This is a genomic window from Microcella sp., assembly GCF_040286215.1.
Taxonomy (GTDB): domain Bacteria; phylum Actinomycetota; class Actinomycetes; order Actinomycetales; family Microbacteriaceae; genus Microcella.
In genome coordinates, this window is record NZ_JAVKCK010000017.1 from 124,409 (window position 1) to 139,604 (window position 15,196).

Below are 15,196 nucleotides of genomic sequence, written 5' to 3' on the forward strand. Positions count from 1 at the left end.
TCCTTCGAAGCCTTGAGTGTCTCTAGCCTAGCGATCGGTCGGCGTTCAGGCGCTGTGCAGCGGCTTGCCCGCCAGGGCGAGGAACGCCTCGCCGAGCGCCTCGTTCTGGGTGGGGTGCGCGTGCAGCAGGGGAGCGATGTCTTCCGGGTACGCATCCCAGTTGACGATGAGCTGCGCTTCACCGATCTGCTCGCCCACCCTCGCGCCGATCATGTGCACGCCGACAACGGGACCGTCCTTGACGCGGATCACCTTGATGATGCCGGAGGTCTCGAGAATGTGGCTCTTGCCGTTCCCGGCCAGGTTGTAGTCGTAGCTGGCGATCGCATCAGCCCCGTGGATCTCCTTCGCCTTGGCCTCCGTGAGTCCGATGGAGGCGACCTCGGGCTCGCTGTAGGTGACCTTGGGAACGTTGATGTCGTCGATCACGACCGGCCCCAGACCGGCGAGCTCCTCAGCCACGAAGATGCCGTGCTGGAAGCCGCGGTGCGCGAGCTGCAGCCCCGGGACGATGTCGCCGACGGCGTACAGGCCCGGGATGCTCGTCTCCAGCCGCTCGTTGGTGACCACGAAGCCGCGATCCATCTCCACGCCCACCTCTTCGAAGCCGAGTCCCGCCGTCGCAGGGCCCCGCCCGACCGCGACGAGGAGGATGTCGGCCTCGATCGTCGTGCCGTCGTCGAGCGTGACGACGACGCCGTCGTCGCTCTGCGTCACGCCCTGGAATCGCTTGCCGAGCGTGAACTCGATGCCGCGCTTGCGGTAGGCGCGCTCGAAGAGCTTGGAGATCGCCTCATCCTCCATCGGCACGAGGTGCGGCAGCGCCTCGATGATGTGCACGTCGGAGCCGAAGGAGCGCCAGACGCTCGAGAACTCGACGCCGATCACACCTCCACCGAGGACGGCCACTTTCTTCGGCACGTGATCGAGCTGGAGGGCCTGCTCGGAGGTGATGACGCGCCCACCGATCTCCAGGCCGGGGAGGGTGCGAGAGTACGAGCCCGTGGCGAGCACGACATTCTTGCCGGTGATCGTGTCGTCGCCGACCTGCACCGTGGTGGGCGAGGTCAGCCGACCTTCTCCCTCGATGGTCGTGATACCGCGCGCCTTGATGAGCCCCTGCAGGCCCTTGTGCTTGCTCGACACGATCGACTCGCGGTATTTCGTCACACCGGGGATGTCGATGCCCTCGAGGGTCGCGGTCACACCGAACTGTGCGGAGTCGCGGGCGGCGTCGGCGATCTCGGCTGCGTGCAGCAGCGCCTTCGTGGGGATGCAGCCGACGTGCAGGCACGTGCCGCCCACTTTGCTCTTCTCGATGAGGCCAACGCTCATGCCGAGCTGGCTGGCGCGCAGAGCGGCAGCGTATCCGCCGCTTCCGGCTCCGAGGACGACAAGGTCAAAATTCTGGTCCGACACCGGCAGGTACTCCCTCAATGATCAGGATTCTCGTGCGGAGGCCGACGAAGAGTGTCGAGCGCCGGCCCGGGGCAGCGGGCACGTGCGACGCACCCGGGTGTCGAGCCTACTACTTGGCGGCGTAGGACTCTGCGAGGGCGATGAGCAGGCGCACGGTCACTCCCGACGGGCCTTTCGGCGTGAACCCGTACGCTCCTGATCCGTTGTTGGCGGCACCTGCGATATCGAGGTGCGCCCACGGGATGCTCGGCGCTTCATCGTCGTCGCTGGCCCGGCCGACGAACTCGCGCAGGAACACTCCCGCCAGGAGCATGCCAGCGGCCGTGCTTCCCGGCTTCGCGTTGGCGATGTCGGCGACCTCGGTCGCCAGGAGCGCGCGCAGCTCCGCGGGGAGCGGCATCGGCCACACCAGCTCGCCCGTGGAGGTTGCGGCGCTGCGCACGCGCTCGACGAGCGCGTCGTCTCCCATGACGGCCGAGTAGCGCTCGCCGAGCGCGACGCGCGCAGCGCCGGTGAGGGTCGCAACGTCGATGATGGCGTCGGGGTGCTCCTCGCTCGCGCGCACGATGCCGTCGGCGAGCACGAGACGACCCTCGGCGTCGGTGTTGAGAACCTCGACGGTCCTGCCGCCGCGGATGGTGAGCACGTCGTTCGGTCGGATCGCCGTCGAGGAGGGGAGGTTCTCGGCCAGGCACAGCCAGGCGGTCATGCGCAACGGCAGGTCCAGTCGCGCAACGGCGATGATCGTGGCGAGCACGGTCGCCGCCCCCGTCATGTCGTACTTCATGCCCACCATGGAGGCAGCCGGCTTGAGGGAGAGCCCGCCCGAGTCGAAGGTGATGCCTTTGCCGACGAGGGCGAGGTGCGGGGCATCCTCCTCGGCGCGGTAGCGCACCGCGAGGAGCCTCGGGGGCCGAGACGAGCCCTGTCCAACACCGAGAATGCCGCCGTAGCCGCCCTCGCGCAGCTCATCGACCCCCCACTCCTCGAGCTCGAGGTCGAGCTCGGCGGTGAGCTCGCGGGCACGCTCCACGAAGCTCGCCGGGTAGAGCGTGTTCGGCGGTTCGTTGACAAGATCGCGCACGATGGTCACGGCCTGGGAGGTGATGGCGGCGCGCTCGGCCGCCTCGTGCGCACCGGGCACGCGCGTGGCGATCGTGACCTCGGCCACGGCGGAGGCAGCACCGGGCGCGGACCGGGGGACGTATTTGTATCCGCCGAGAGCGGCTCCCTCCAGGACTGCTTGCACATCCTCCGGCGTTGCGGTGGGGAGGGCGAACGCGAGTCGAGCGGCATCGCTCGCCGCTCGAGCGGCCGAGCCCGCCGCGGAGCGCAGTGTGTCAGAGGTCGGCTCGGCAGCGCCGAGACCGACGAGGAGAAGGCTTCGTGCCGACACTCCCCTCGGAGCGGCCAGACGCTGTGTCGTATCCACCGCGCCCGTGACGCCGAGCGCGACAAGCTCATCGGTGCTCAGCGACGCCTCGCCGAGCGACGCCTCGTCGGCGAGACGGGGCCCTTCGGCGCTGGCTGCGACGCCCACGACGAGCACGTCAGCGCTGAGATCGGCCGGGGAGAGGTCGGTGGCGGAGAGCGTGGGAGAGGGCATCCGGCCATCGTATCCGCGCTTGCGCGCGCGTCCTCGACACGGGCAGCCCTCTGTTCGCTCAGGGCGCTCCCGTCTGGTGCCACGCGCTCAGGGCGCCGCCCTACCATGGAGGCATGCGATCGCCCGACGAGCTGTACACCGTCATCCTGCGGGAGGACGAGGTGCCTGCTGGGCTGCCGCTCGTCGTGGGACTGACTGGTTTCGCAGACGCCGGCGGTGCGGTCGGCCAGGTCGCCGAGTACCTCGTGGAACACTTGAGTCACCGTGACGTCGTGGTGTTCAACAATGACGAGCTTCTCGACTACCGCGCTCGGCGCCCCGTGTTGTTCTTCGACGAGACGCGTCTGACAGAGTTCCGCAAGCCCTCGCTCGCCCTCCGGCTGGCTCAGGACGACGTCGGCTCGCCCTTCCTGCTGCTCACCGGGTACGAGCCCGACTTCCAGTGGGAGCGGTTCACCCAGGCGGTCGAGCAGCTCATCGCGCGATACGGCATCGCCTCGACGACCTGGGTGCACGCCATACCGATGCCCGTGCCGCACACCCGACCCATCGGCGTGACCGTGAGCGGCAATCGGGAGGACCTCATCGAGACGCTCTCGGTGTGGCGCCCGCGCACCCAGGTTCCCGGCAACGCACTGCACCTGCTCGAGTACCGGCTCACCGAGAGTGACCACCCACTCGCCGGGTTCGTGCTCCTGGTTCCGCACTACCTGGCCGATACTGAGTTCCCCGACGCCGCGGTGACGGCGCTGGAGAGCATCACGGCCGCCACCGGCCTGCTCTTCCCGACCGATCAGTTGAGGGAGGACGGGCGCGAGTTCCTCGCCAAGATCGAGGGACAGGTCGAGGGAAACGCAGAGCTCGCGCGCATGGTCGGCACCCTGGAAGAGAGACACGACAGCTACATGGAGGACAACCCCTTGCGGTCGCCCCTCATGGACGAAGACGGTGAACTGCCTACGGCCGACTCCATCGCGGCGGAGCTGGAGAAGTTCCTCGCCTTCCGTCGCACCAGCGACGACGACCGAGGCGATCGCTGACCGGCACGGCGCATCGTTGCCACGAGCCGCGACCCTAGGCTTGCGGCGTGGACTCCCGTCGGGCGATCGTCGTCCTCGTTGTCGCCTGCCTCGCCTACGTCGTCGCGATCCTCCAGCGTACGTCGGTCGGGGTCGTCGGCGTAGAAGCGACGACGCGATTCTCGATCGACGCGACGGCGGTGTCGTCGCTCGCCGTGCTGCAACTCGGCGTCTACGCGATTCTGCAGATTCCCGTCGGCGTGCTCATCGATCGATTCGGCCCCCGTGTGCTCATCGCCGCGGGGGCCATCGCGATGGCACTTGGCCAGGCTGCTGTGGCGCTGGCGAGCGACCTGGGAATCGCGGTCGTCGGACGCGTGCTGGTCGGCGCCGGCGACGCGATGACGTTCCTCTCCGTGCTGCGGCTCTTGGGTGCGTGGTTCTCCCCCCCTCGGCTTCCGCAGTTGCAGCAGTGGGTCGGAACCCTCGGGCAGTCGGGCCAACTGCTCTCCGCCGTCCCGTTCGTGGCGCTGCTCGGTCTTGCCGGATGGACAACGGCCTTCCTCTCGGCGGCGTCGCTGTCTCTTCTGGCCGCCGCGCTGGTGACAGCGGCCGTACGAGACGCGCCTGCAGACCATGTCGACGAGCGCGCTCTCACACTGCGCATAGCGCTCGCGAGGCTCTCGGATGCCCTGCGGCGGCCGGGCACGCGATTGGGTTTCTGGGCGCATGCCGTCACGCAGTCCTCGCCCACGATGTTCGTCCTGCTGTGGGGGTATCCGTTCCTCTCGGTCGGACTGGGCTACGGCCCTGGACTGACGGGAGCGCTTCTCGGGCTCATCGTCGTCGCGGGAGCAGCAGCCGGGCCCGCGATCGGTCTCCTCTCGGCGCGATTCCCCCTGCGCCGCTCCAGCATCGTGCTCGGCATCGTCGCGGCGACCGCGGTTGCCTGGGCCGCTCTTCTGCTGCCCGAGTCACCGCCGCCGTTGCCCGCGGTGATCTTGTTCCTGACGGTGCTCGCGGTAGGCGGCCCCGGGTCTCTCATCGGATTCGACTTCGCGCGCACCTTCAATCCCACGGCCAGCCACGGTGCCGCCACGGGCTTCGTCAATGTCGGCGGGTTCGTCACCACCGTCGTGCTCGTGCTCGCCGTAGGTCTCGCGCTCGACGCTGTCAGCAGCGGAACGGCACCGAGCGAGCTGTACGCCTGGCAGAACTGGCGACTCGCCTTCGCGGTGCAGTATCCCCTCATCGGGATCGCGGTCGCCGGCCTGATCGTCGCGAGGCGTCGCACTCGCCGTCGGCTCGAGGAAGAGGAGGGAATTGCCGTCGCGCCGCTCTGGACTGCGATCATCGCGCGGTGGCGCCGGGGTCGCCGTGGCATCGGCGGGGGCGGGCAAGGCTGAGCAGGTAGCGGCGGACGAGTCTGAGCACCCGTGGTCGGGAGGCTCCACCGCGCGTGCAATAATAAGTGCTCACGACCCGGTCGGTCGACGTAACTTTCCAGAAGCCCTGAGCTTCTGACGGAGTTCGCGACTTGACATGGGTCGTTGTACTGCCCGGAGAACGCGGAAAGAAGGGGCCCATGGCTACCCGAACAACCACTACGCCCGCGAAGAAGAAGGCCGCATCGTCGACCAGCGCCACGAAGACCGCGGCGACGAAGGCTCCCGCCGCGAAGACCTCGGCGACGAAGACCTCGGCGACGAAGACCGCGCCCGCCAAGACGTCGGCGGCCACGTCCACTGCCGCGAAGTCCACTGCCGCGAAGTCCACGAAGTCCACTGCCGCGAAGTCGACTGCCGCGAAGTCCACGAAGTCCACTGCCGCGAAGTCCACTGCGGCCAAGTCGACTGCGGCCAAGTCGATTGCGGCCAAGTCCACCGCCGCGAAGAAGTCCACTGCGGCCACGTCGACGACGAAGCCCTCCCGCGCCAAGAAGGCCACGTCGGCCGCGGGCGCATCTGCAGCCGCTGACGAGGACGAGGACGAGACCTCGACCGCTACCCCGACAGACGTCACGGAATCCGCCGAGAGCGCCGATGATGCGGGCGACACCGACGAGAGCGCCGACGACGACGGCGACAAGGCCGCCGCCGGCCCGTTCCCGACTGGAGCGATCGTACTCAGCAACACCGAGGACGACGAGGTGCCGGTCTACTCGACGACCATTACGGGGGCGACCGCCGACCCCGTGAAGGACTACCTCAAGCAGATCGGCAAGGTTCCCCTTCTCAACGCCGCCGAGGAGGTCGAGCTGGCCATGCGCATCGAGGCGGGCCTGTTCGCCGAAGAGAAGCTCTCCTCGATGACCGAGAAGGAGAAGCGCACCACGGCGGGGCGCGACCTCGCCTGGGTGGCGCGCGATGGTCAGCGCGCCAAGAACCATCTTCTGGGTGCCAACCTGCGCCTCGTCGTCTCGCTCGCCAAGCGGTACACCGGCCGCGGTATGCAGTTCCTGGATCTCATCCAGGAGGGCAACCTGGGCCTCATCCGCGCCGTCGAGAAGTTCGACTACACCAAGGGCTTCAAGTTCTCCACCTATGCGACCTGGTGGATCCGCCAGGCGATCACGCGCGCCATGGCTGACCAGGCGCGGACGATCCGCATCCCGGTCCACATGGTCGAGGTCATCAACAAGCTTGCCCGCGTGCAGCGACAGATGCTGCAGGACCTCGGGCGAGAGCCCACTCCAGAGGAGCTCAGCCGCGAGCTGGACATGACCCCGGAGAAGGTCATCGAGGTGCAGAAGTACGGACGCGAGCCCATCTCCCTGCACACTCCGCTGGGTGAGGACGGCGACAGCGAGTTCGGTGACCTGATCGAGGACACCGAGGCAGTCGTCCCCGCCGACGCCGTGGGCTTCACGATGCTGCAGAAGCAGCTCGAGAGCCTCCTGGACTCGCTCTCCGAGCGCGAAGCGGGAGTGATCCGCATGCGATTCGGGCTCGGCGACGGCATGCCGAAAACGCTCGACCAGATCGGGGACACCTTCGGCGTGACGCGCGAGCGCATCCGCCAGATAGAGTCCAAGACGATGGCGAAGCTGCGCCACCCTTCGCGCTCGCAGGCGTTGCGCGACTACCTCGAATAGGGAGGCGCGACCCCATGGCAGAGGCACCGAACGAGGGCAAAGCGCTCGACGTCGACGTCGCCGGGCAGCGGGTGCGGCGTATCCCGATCAGCACCCACGTCGTGATGACGGACGACGACATCGTTGACGTCGTCACCCGCTATGCGGGCCCGGTGATCGAGCCGGGGGACGTGCTCATCGTGACCGAGAAGATCGTGGCGATCTCGCAGGGCCGCTCCTACGCAGTGGACTCCATCCAGGCGCGACCTCTTGCTCGCTGGCTGTCGCGGCACGTCACCAAGACGTCGCACGGCATCGGGCTGGGTATTCCCGAGACGATGGAGATGGCACTGCGCGAGTGCGGCACCCCGCGCATCGTCGTCGCCGCCGGCGTCGCGGCCGTCACCAAGGCACTCGGACGGCGCGGGGACTTCTATCGCATCGCGGGTTCCAAGGCCCGAGGCATCGACGGTCCGACCTCGGGCACGATTCCTCCCTACAACACGCAGGTCGTGCTCGTTCCGGAGAAGCCCCGCCAGGTCGCCCGCGAGCTGCAGGTCGCACTCGCCGCCGTCGCACCGGTGGAGGTCGCCGTCGTCGACATCAACGACTTCGGCGGCAACATTCTGGGATCAACTCTCGATGCCGCGGGGGAGCGTCGCCTCGTGAGCATCCTGGCGGACAACCCGCTGGGACAGGGGCACCAGAGCACGCCGCTCGGCGTGGTCCGCACGCTCGCGGACGAGACGCGGCGGGCCTAGAACCCGATCGCCTCGCGGTACACCGGCAGCAGGCCGGTGCGGATGCCTGTCGCAGTCGGCTTCAGCTGGAACACCCCGGTGTTGTAGTTGCCTTCGACGACGACGGGACCCTCCGGGGTGATCGCGATATCCCACCCGACATAGGGGATCTCGGGCACCTCGCGCGCCAGGGCGTCCGTCAGCCGCTCCACGGCATCCCACTGGGGCACGGAGAAACCCACGATCGAGGTCGACGTGAGGGGGTGGGCGCTGAACACACCACCGAACTCATCAAAGGCGGGATACCGAGCGAGGCCGTCTGCATCGAGGATCGTGTACATCCCCCCACCGCTGAAGTTGTCGACATCGCCGCCGTTGCCCATCTTGAGCACCCGAACGAGCGTGCGAACCTCATCGCCGTCGCGGAACGTGACGATGCGCAGCGTGTTGACGCTCGTCGGGCACAGCCGGGCCATCTCGGGGTCCTGCGCGAGGAACTCCTCAAGGAGGAACTGACGGCGAGCAAGGCGGTCGCTCCTGAACGACGCGACATCAGTGAGCGCGCTGGCGGCCACGAAAGACTCCACGCCGTCGCCACCCAGACTGTCCGGCACCTTCGCCATGACCCGCTCGTGGGCCCGCAGGAATGCCTCGAGCTCCTCGTCGCTCGCCGCGCGCAGGTCGAGCCAGTCACGGCCGATGTACTCGGAGAAGCGCGCGTTGAAACGACACTTGTCGCTGAATTGCTGCCGATGCGCGACCGCGTTGAGCTTCTGCGCAAGATGGTTCGACTTCGGGTGAGTCATGAACGTTCGCCGCTCACGAGCGCTCAGCGCGAAGAAGTCCCAATCGAAGTAATCCTGGAACGCAGCCTCGTGGCGCACGGAGCACCACAGCATGTCGAGGGCGATGAGCGGTCGAGCACGCCCCGTCGCGCTCGCGATCTGCGCGGAGAGCGAGGCAAGCTTGCTCGATCGCACTGCTCGCGCCCTCGACACCAGGTAGCGCGCACGGCGCGCCAGCCCGAGGGATGCCGCCACTCAGGCGTCGTTCTCGTCGTGCAGCCTGCTCGACTCGTCGTGCCAGGCGAGCGCGGAGCCGACGAGCTTCTCCTTGAAGCGCGAGGCGTGGTGAGCGCAAAACAGCAGCTCTCCCGTCGCGAGCGTCACACGAACGTAGGCCTGAGCGCCGCAGCTGTCGCAGCGGTCGAGACCGGTCAGCGGCGCGGTGGAGGCGAGGTTCGGGCTCTCGGTGGTGATCTGCGTCATGGTGTGCCTCGTGCCTTCCCTCGTCGTGTCGAGTCGTTCCTCAGCGGTTCGCTCCGTCAGTCGAGCGACCCCTTGAGTCGGTCGATGCTCCATTGCACCACACGCACGCCGGGTACTCGTGACAATGCGCCCCCATTTCGCTGAACGCGAAGACGAACGCGTCGCCGGGAACGCTCGAGCGGTGTGGCGGCGAGCCCGCCCCGGCAGGGGCGCATAGGCTGGCGGAGGTCGACGCACCCTGCGCGACCACCGTGTTCCCTGCAACGATCTCGCGAGGCAATCTCCGTGGCCAGTTCCGACTACTCCGCTCGTCACCTCTCCGTACTCGAGGGACTCGAAGCCGTCCGCAAGCGCCCCGGGATGTACATCGGCTCGACGGACTCGCGCGGCCTCATGCACTGCCTGTGGGAGATCATCGACAACTCGGTGGACGAGGCGCTCGGCGGCCACGGGTCGACGATCGACCTCGTGCTGCACCCGGACGGCAGCGTGGAGGTGCGCGACAGGGCGCGCGGCATTCCCGTCGACATCGAACCGCGCACCGGGCTGAGCGGCGTCGAAGTGGTGTTCACGAAGCTGCACGCGGGGGGCAAGTTCGGCGGGGGATCCTATGCCGCATCCGGGGGCCTGCACGGAGTGGGCGCCTCCGTGGTCAACGCGCTCTCGGAGCGGCTCGATGTCGAGGTCGATCGCGACGGCAAGACCTGGGCGATGTCGTTCCACCGCGGCGAGCCGGGCGTCTTCGACGACGGGCCGGATGGGCCGCGCCCCGACGCCCCGTTCAGCCCCTTCGTCTCCGGCAGTGAGCTTCGAGTCGTCGGCAAGGTCGCGAAGTCTGTGACGGGAACGCGCATCCGCTATTGGGCGGACCCGCAGATCTTCACCAAGGGCGCCGATTTCCTCACCGACGAGCTCATGTCGCGTGTGCGCCAGACCGCCTTCTTGGTGCCCGGCATCACCCTCACCGTGCGCGACGAGCGCCCGGAGGAGCCCGTTACCGAGTCGTTCCACTTCTCAGGCGGCATCAGCGAGTACACCGACTACCTGGCTCCGGATGCTGCGCTCACCGACACGTGGCGCATCACCGGCAGCGGCACGTTCACCGAGACGGTGCCCGTGCTCGACTCGCTCGGGCACATGACTCCCACCGAGCTCGAGCGCGAATGCGTGGTCGACATCGCCCTGCGCTGGGGAACGGGCTACGACACGACCTTCCGCAGCTTCGTCAACATCATCGCGACGCCGAAAGGCGGCAGTCACCAGCTCGGCTTCGAGCAGGGACTCTTGAAATTTCTGCGCGGCGAGGTCGAGAAGAACGCCCGCCGGCTCAAGGCCGGCAACGACAAGCTCGAGAAGGACGACGTACTCGCGGGCCTCACCGCCGTCCTCACGGTACGCATTCCGGAACCGCAGTTCGAAGGGCAGACCAAGGAGGTGCTCGGCACCCCGGCGGCTCGGGCGATCGTCGCGCGCGTCGTCACCGACTCGCTCGCGCAGCGCTTCTCCTCCAGCAAGCGCGACGACAAGGCGCAGACGGGCCTCGTTCTCGAGAAGGTCGTCTCCGAGATGAAGAGCCGCATCTCGGCACGCGCCCACAAGGAGACCCAGCGTCGCAAGAACGCGCTCGAGAACTCCTCGTTGCCGGCAAAGCTCGTCGACTGCCGCTCGAGCGATGTCGAGCAGAGCGAGCTGTTCATCGTGGAGGGCGACAGTGCGCTGGGCACCGCGAAGCTCGGGCGCGACAGCGAGTTCCAGGCGCTCTTGCCCATTCGCGGCAAGATCCTCAACGTGCAGAAGGCCTCGGTGAGCGACATGCTCTCGAACGCGGAGTGCGCGTCGATCATCCAGGTGATCGGCGCCGGATCCGGGCGCACCTTCGACCTCGCACTCGCACGTTACGGCAAGGTCATCATCATGGCCGACGCCGATGTCGATGGCGCGCACATCCGCACGCTCCTCCTCACCCTGTTCTTCCGCTACATGCGCCCCATGATCGACGAGGGGCGGGTGTTCTCTGCTGTGCCGCCGCTGCACCGCGTCGTCGTCATGAATCCGGGCTCGAAGCCCAACGAGACGGTCTACACCTACAGCGAGAAGGAGCTCGACGGCGTGCTCTCGGCCCTGAAGAAGGCCGGCAAGCGGTATCAGGACCCGATTCAGCGCTACAAAGGCCTGGGCGAGATGGATGCCGACCAGCTCGCCGACACAACCATGAGCCGGCAGCACCGCACACTGCGCCGCGTGCGGGTGACGGATGCCGAGGCGGCCTCGCGCATGTTCGAGCTGCTCATGGGCAACGATGTGGCGCCCCGCAAAGACTTCATCATCGCGGGTCAGGGTCTCGACCGAGACCGTATCGACGTGTAGTCGACGCACCTGAGCCGTGCGCTCCGCCTGAGCCGGGCATCCGATGCCTGTGAGCGACCCGCGCGGGGTTACGCGATCGACGTGCCGATCGAGCCGATGACGGCATCCAGCGGCGTCCCTGAGCCGTCCCGGCGTGCACCGCCCTCGGGCAGGGTGCGCGTCGCGCCATCCGGGCCGACGGCGAGGGGATCGGCGCCGACCCAGGCGAGCTGCAGGGCATCCTCGCCCTTGAGGAAGGCATGGCAGCGCACTCCACCGGTCGCGCGTCCCTTGCCGGGGAACTCCGAGAAGGAGGACACCTTGGCGCGCCCCGGATCTGTTCCGGAGATCGTCTGGGTCGACCCGCTCACGGTGACGACATGGGCGCTCGCGGTGCCGACGGCGCCGAAGAAGAGCGCGCGCGCACCAGGAGCGAGCTTGATGCCCGTCATTCCGCCAGCCGCGGCGCCCTGCGGTCGCACGTTCGCGGCGCCGAAGTGCAGCAGCTGCGCGCTCGACGAGACGAACACGAGCTCGGCGTCGTCCCCGGCGGGGGCGGCCCCGATCACGTCGTCGCCGGCCTTGAGCGCGATGACCTCGCCGTCGGGGCGCGACGGCACCGAGCCTGGCGCGAGGCGCTTCACCACGCCGTCGCGCGTACCGAGCGCGAGAGGGGTCGTGCTCGCCGGGTCGACGATGGCGAGCACCCGCTCCTTCGCATCGGTCAGCCCCAGATAGTCGCGCAGCTTCGCGCCCGCTGCCGGCTGCACCGAGTTGGCGGGCACGCTCGGCAGGTCGACGGGCGTGAAGCGCACAAAGCGGCCCTTCGACGTGATGGCGAGGAGGTCTCCGCGCGTCGTGGAGTCCACGCTGCTGAGCACCGCGTCGTGCTTGCCGCGTCGAGTCGGGCGAGAGAGAGCGACGCCCTCCGGCATGTCGACGCGCACGGCGCGGCCGGTCGTCGAAAGCAGCACGCGGCAGGGAGAGTCGGCGATCTCGAGCGAGACCGCTGCGCCCTTCGCCCGCACGGGAGCGGCGGAGGGTGCCGCCTCGGTGAGCAGAGTACGACGGGGGGTCCCAAAACGTTCCGCTGTGGAGTCGAGCTCCTCGCCCACGACGGCACGCACCAGGGCCGGATCTCCGAGAAGTGCGTCGAGCTCGGCGATCTCTGCCCGCAAGAGGTCGCGCTCGGCCTCGAGCTCGATACGGCTGAACTTGGTGAGGCGCCGCAGACGCAGCTCGAGAATGTACTCGCTCTGAACCTGCGAGAGATCGAACACCTCCATGAGCCGCGTGCGCGCGGCCTCGGCGTCGTCGGAGGAGCGGATGACCTGGATGACCTCGTCGATGTCGAGGATCGCGATGAGCAGGCCCTCCACGAGGTGCAGGCGCTCGCGTCGCCGCTCGAGCCGGTACCGGCTTCGACGGGTGACCACCTCGATGCGGTGATCGACGTAGACCTGCAGCAGCTCTTTGAGACCCAGGGTCTTCGGTGACCCGTGGACGAGGGCGACGGCGTTGATCGAGAAGCCGTCTTCCAGCGGCGTGTACCGGTACAGCTGCTCGAGCACCGCCTGCGGGCTGAAGCCGGTCTTGATGCCGATGACGAGGCGCAGTCCGTTGCGTCGGTCGGTGAGGTCGGTGACATCGCTGATGCCGGCGAGCTTCTTCGACTGCACGCCGTCCTTGATCTTCTCGATGACCTTCTCGGGCCCGACAAGGTACGGCAGCTCGGTGACGACGATGCCGGTCTTGCGCGCGGTCACGGGCTCGATCGACACCTTGGCGCGGGTCTTGAAGCTGCCGCGTCCGGTCGCATAGGCCTCGCGCACGCCATCGAGTCCGAGGATCGTTCCCCCGGTCGGAAGATCCGGGCCGGGGACGAACGCCATGAGGTCGTCCAGGCTCGCGTCGGGATGATCGAGAAGGTGGTGCGCGGCGGCGCTCACTTCGATGAGGTTGTGCGGCACCATGTTGGTCGCCATACCCACAGCGATGCCGCTCGCGCCGTTGACGAGGAGGTTCGGGAACGCCGCGGGGAGCACGGCGGGCTGGGTGAGCTGGTTGTCGTAGTTGGGCACGAAGTCGACGACGTCCTCGTCGAGACTGTCGACCATCGCGAGGGCCTCAGCGCGCAGCCGTGCTTCCGTGTATCGCGCGGCGGCGGGGCCGTCGTCGAGCGACCCGAAGTTGCCGTGGCCGTCGACGAAGGGCACCCGCATGGTGAAGTCCTGCGCCAGACGCACGAGGGCGTCGTAGATCGCAGTGTCGCCGTGGGGATGGAGCTTGCCCATCACCTCGCCGACGACGCGCGCTGACTTCACATGGCCGCGGTCGGGTCGCAGACCCATCTCGGCCATCTGGTAGAGGATGCGGCGCTGCACGGGCTTGAGGCCGTCACGGGCGTCGGGAAGCGCGCGCGAGTAGATGACGCTGTAGGCGTATTCCAGGAACGAGCCCTGCATCTCGTCGGCGAGCTCGATGTCGTCGATGCGTTCGCCGTCGGGGAGTGGCTCGATCCCGCTCGGAAGGCTGGGGGATGGCGGAGTCATAGGATGGCGCCCATGCTACCGGCGCCTCGCTCCGACGCGGCGTCACTCGCCGACGTGTTGTACGGTGCCTTCGCGTCGCTGACCGCGATGCCCTCACGGCTCTCGCTCCCCGCGGCGCGTTCCGCCGCTGTGCTGCTCGCCGATGGCCTCGGAGTGTCCGCGTTGCGCGCGCGCGCCGGGCACGCGAGGCGCCTCATGTCCGCGATCCCGTCCCGCGGCGGGGTCATCGATGCGGGCTTTCCCACGACGACCGCCTCGGCCCTCGCGTCCCTCACGACAGGTCTCCCCCCGGGCCGTCACGGCATGGTCGGCTACACGGTCCGCGATCCCCAGCGCGACGGCGTCGTCCAGCAACTCGGCCAGTGGCCAGCCGATCTGGACCCGGTGACGTGGCAACCGCACCCCACGGTCTTCGAGTCCGCTCGGGCGGCAGGGGTGGACGCCGTCGTCGTGGCCGCCTCGCGGTACCGGGACACGGCGTTCACCGAGGCCGTACTGCGCGGAGCGCGCTTCGTGATCGCGCCCACCATCGCCGAGCGCGTCGAGGCCACGATCGATCTACTGGGCGGCTCCACCCCGGCACTCGTGTACACCTACGTGCCCGAACTGGATATGGCCGGTCACGCCTTCGGCTCTGAGTCGGCTGAGTGGATCGCCGCCCTCGAGCAGCTCGATGCGGCTCTGGATGCCTTCAGCCGACTGCCGCGGGATGCCGGCGCCCTGCTCGTGGCTGATCACGGGATGATCGATGTGCCTGCTCATGCTCGGCTGCTCGTGTCCGCGGAGAGCGAACTCTGGCGGGGGGTCCGCCTTGTCGCCGGCGAGCCCCGCTGCCTCCAGCTGCACGTGGAGTCGGAGGCCGATCTCGCGGGGGTGCTGCAGCGCTGGCGTTCCGCGGAGGACTCGCGCGCGTGGGTCGTCTCACGCGACGAGGCGATCTCTGCCGGGTGGTTCGGTGGGACGGTCGACGACGAGGTCTCGCGCCGCATCGGCGACGTGCTCGTCGCCGCGCGGGCGCGAGTCGCCTATTACGACGAGCGTCAGGCGACAGCCCGAGCGCTCGCCATGGTAGGTCAGCACGGCTCTCTCTCGCCCGAAGAGATGCGCGTTCCGCTCGCGCGCTGGGGTGCCTTCGCGCACTGAGCGCCCCGCCTCGAACGCCGCCCGTTGGCG

General features: G+C 68.4%; 11 protein-coding genes. 6 read left to right on the forward strand and 5 right to left on the reverse strand.

Annotated features, from left to right (window positions below):
• Positions 1-45 precede the first annotated feature (45 nt).
• Both lpdA and RJQ01_RS08385 read right to left on the reverse strand, forming a co-directional pair.
• Positions 46-1,419 (reverse strand): dihydrolipoyl dehydrogenase, encoded by a 1,374-nt coding sequence (gene lpdA / locus RJQ01_RS08380; RefSeq protein ID WP_350476284.1) that lies wholly within the window; start codon positions 1,417-1,419, stop codon positions 46-48.
• Between the two features lie 109 nt (positions 1,420-1,528).
• A complete protein-coding gene (locus RJQ01_RS08385; RefSeq protein ID WP_350476285.1) occupies positions 1,529-3,025 on the reverse strand; it encodes a leucyl aminopeptidase in 1,497 nt (498 codons plus the stop codon).
• 113 nt (positions 3,026-3,138) lie between these two features.
• On the opposite strand from RJQ01_RS08385, the gene RJQ01_RS08390 reads away from it, so the two are divergent.
• From RJQ01_RS08390 to RJQ01_RS08405, 4 genes are all read left to right on the forward strand, one after another.
• Complete coding sequence (locus RJQ01_RS08390; protein ID WP_350476286.1) at positions 3,139-4,065, forward strand: proteasome assembly chaperone family protein; 927 nt, start codon at positions 3,139-3,141, stop codon at positions 4,063-4,065.
• 47 nt (positions 4,066-4,112) lie between these two features.
• Complete coding sequence (locus RJQ01_RS08395) at positions 4,113-5,450, forward strand: MFS transporter (RefSeq protein ID WP_350476287.1); 1,338 nt, start codon at positions 4,113-4,115, stop codon at positions 5,448-5,450.
• A gap of 179 nt (positions 5,451-5,629) precedes the next feature.
• Complete coding sequence (locus tag RJQ01_RS08400) at positions 5,630-7,138, forward strand: RNA polymerase sigma factor (protein WP_350476288.1); 1,509 nt, start codon at positions 5,630-5,632, stop codon at positions 7,136-7,138.
• 14 nt (positions 7,139-7,152) lie between these two features.
• Positions 7,153-7,878, forward strand: a complete 726-nt coding sequence (locus RJQ01_RS08405) for a coenzyme F420-0:L-glutamate ligase (protein WP_350476289.1) — start codon at positions 7,153-7,155, stop codon at positions 7,876-7,878.
• Here RJQ01_RS08405 and RJQ01_RS08410 read toward each other — a convergent pair.
• Both RJQ01_RS08410 and RJQ01_RS08415 read right to left on the reverse strand, forming a co-directional pair.
• The gene (locus RJQ01_RS08410) at positions 7,875-8,837 is read right to left on the reverse strand and encodes a sugar-transfer associated ATP-grasp domain-containing protein (RefSeq protein WP_350476290.1); all 963 of its coding nucleotides are present in this window, start codon (positions 8,835-8,837) and stop codon (positions 7,875-7,877) included. The genes RJQ01_RS08405 and RJQ01_RS08410 overlap by 4 nt on opposite strands.
• Positions 8,838-8,897: 60 nt before the next feature.
• Positions 8,898-9,125: a DUF7455 domain-containing protein gene (locus tag RJQ01_RS08415; RefSeq protein ID WP_152582935.1), complete on the reverse strand. Its 228-nt coding sequence runs from the start codon at positions 9,123-9,125 to the stop codon at positions 8,898-8,900.
• 285 nt (positions 9,126-9,410) lie between these two features.
• Here RJQ01_RS08415 and RJQ01_RS08420 point away from each other — a divergent pair, with 285 nt between their 5' ends.
• Positions 9,411-11,492 carry a DNA gyrase/topoisomerase IV subunit B gene (locus tag RJQ01_RS08420; protein ID WP_350476291.1) on the forward strand — a complete coding sequence of 694 codons (2,082 nt, stop codon included), beginning with the start codon at positions 9,411-9,413 and terminating at the stop codon, positions 11,490-11,492.
• A gap of 68 nt (positions 11,493-11,560) precedes the next feature.
• Here the strand turns inward: RJQ01_RS08420 and RJQ01_RS08425 are convergent, their stop codons facing one another.
• Positions 11,561-14,023, reverse strand: a complete 2,463-nt coding sequence (locus RJQ01_RS08425) for a DNA gyrase/topoisomerase IV subunit A (RefSeq protein ID WP_350476292.1) — start codon at positions 14,021-14,023, stop codon at positions 11,561-11,563.
• 12 nt (positions 14,024-14,035) lie between these two features.
• On the opposite strand from RJQ01_RS08425, the gene RJQ01_RS08430 reads away from it, so the two are divergent.
• Positions 14,036-15,166 (forward strand): alkaline phosphatase family protein, encoded by a 1,131-nt coding sequence (locus RJQ01_RS08430; protein ID WP_350476293.1) that lies wholly within the window; start codon positions 14,036-14,038, stop codon positions 15,164-15,166.
• Positions 15,167-15,196: the final 30 nt, after the last annotated feature.

Coding starts and splice junctions, on each gene's coding strand:
- RJQ01_RS08385 (WP_350476285.1), bottom strand. CDS start 3,025: ATGCCCTCTCCCACGCTCTCCGCCACCGACCTCTCCCCGGCCGATCTC.
- RJQ01_RS08390 (WP_350476286.1), top strand. CDS start 3,139: ATGCGATCGCCCGACGAGCTGTACACCGTCATCCTGCGGGAGGACGAG.
- RJQ01_RS08400 (WP_350476288.1), top strand. CDS start 5,630: ATGGCTACCCGAACAACCACTACGCCCGCGAAGAAGAAGGCCGCATCG.
- RJQ01_RS08405 (WP_350476289.1), top strand. CDS start 7,153: ATGGCAGAGGCACCGAACGAGGGCAAAGCGCTCGACGTCGACGTCGCC.
- RJQ01_RS08415 (WP_152582935.1), bottom strand. CDS start 9,125: ATGACGCAGATCACCACCGAGAGCCCGAACCTCGCCTCCACCGCGCCG.
- RJQ01_RS08425 (WP_350476292.1), bottom strand. CDS start 14,023: ATGACTCCGCCATCCCCCAGCCTTCCGAGCGGGATCGAGCCACTCCCC.
- RJQ01_RS08430 (WP_350476293.1), top strand. CDS start 14,036: ATGCTACCGGCGCCTCGCTCCGACGCGGCGTCACTCGCCGACGTGTTG.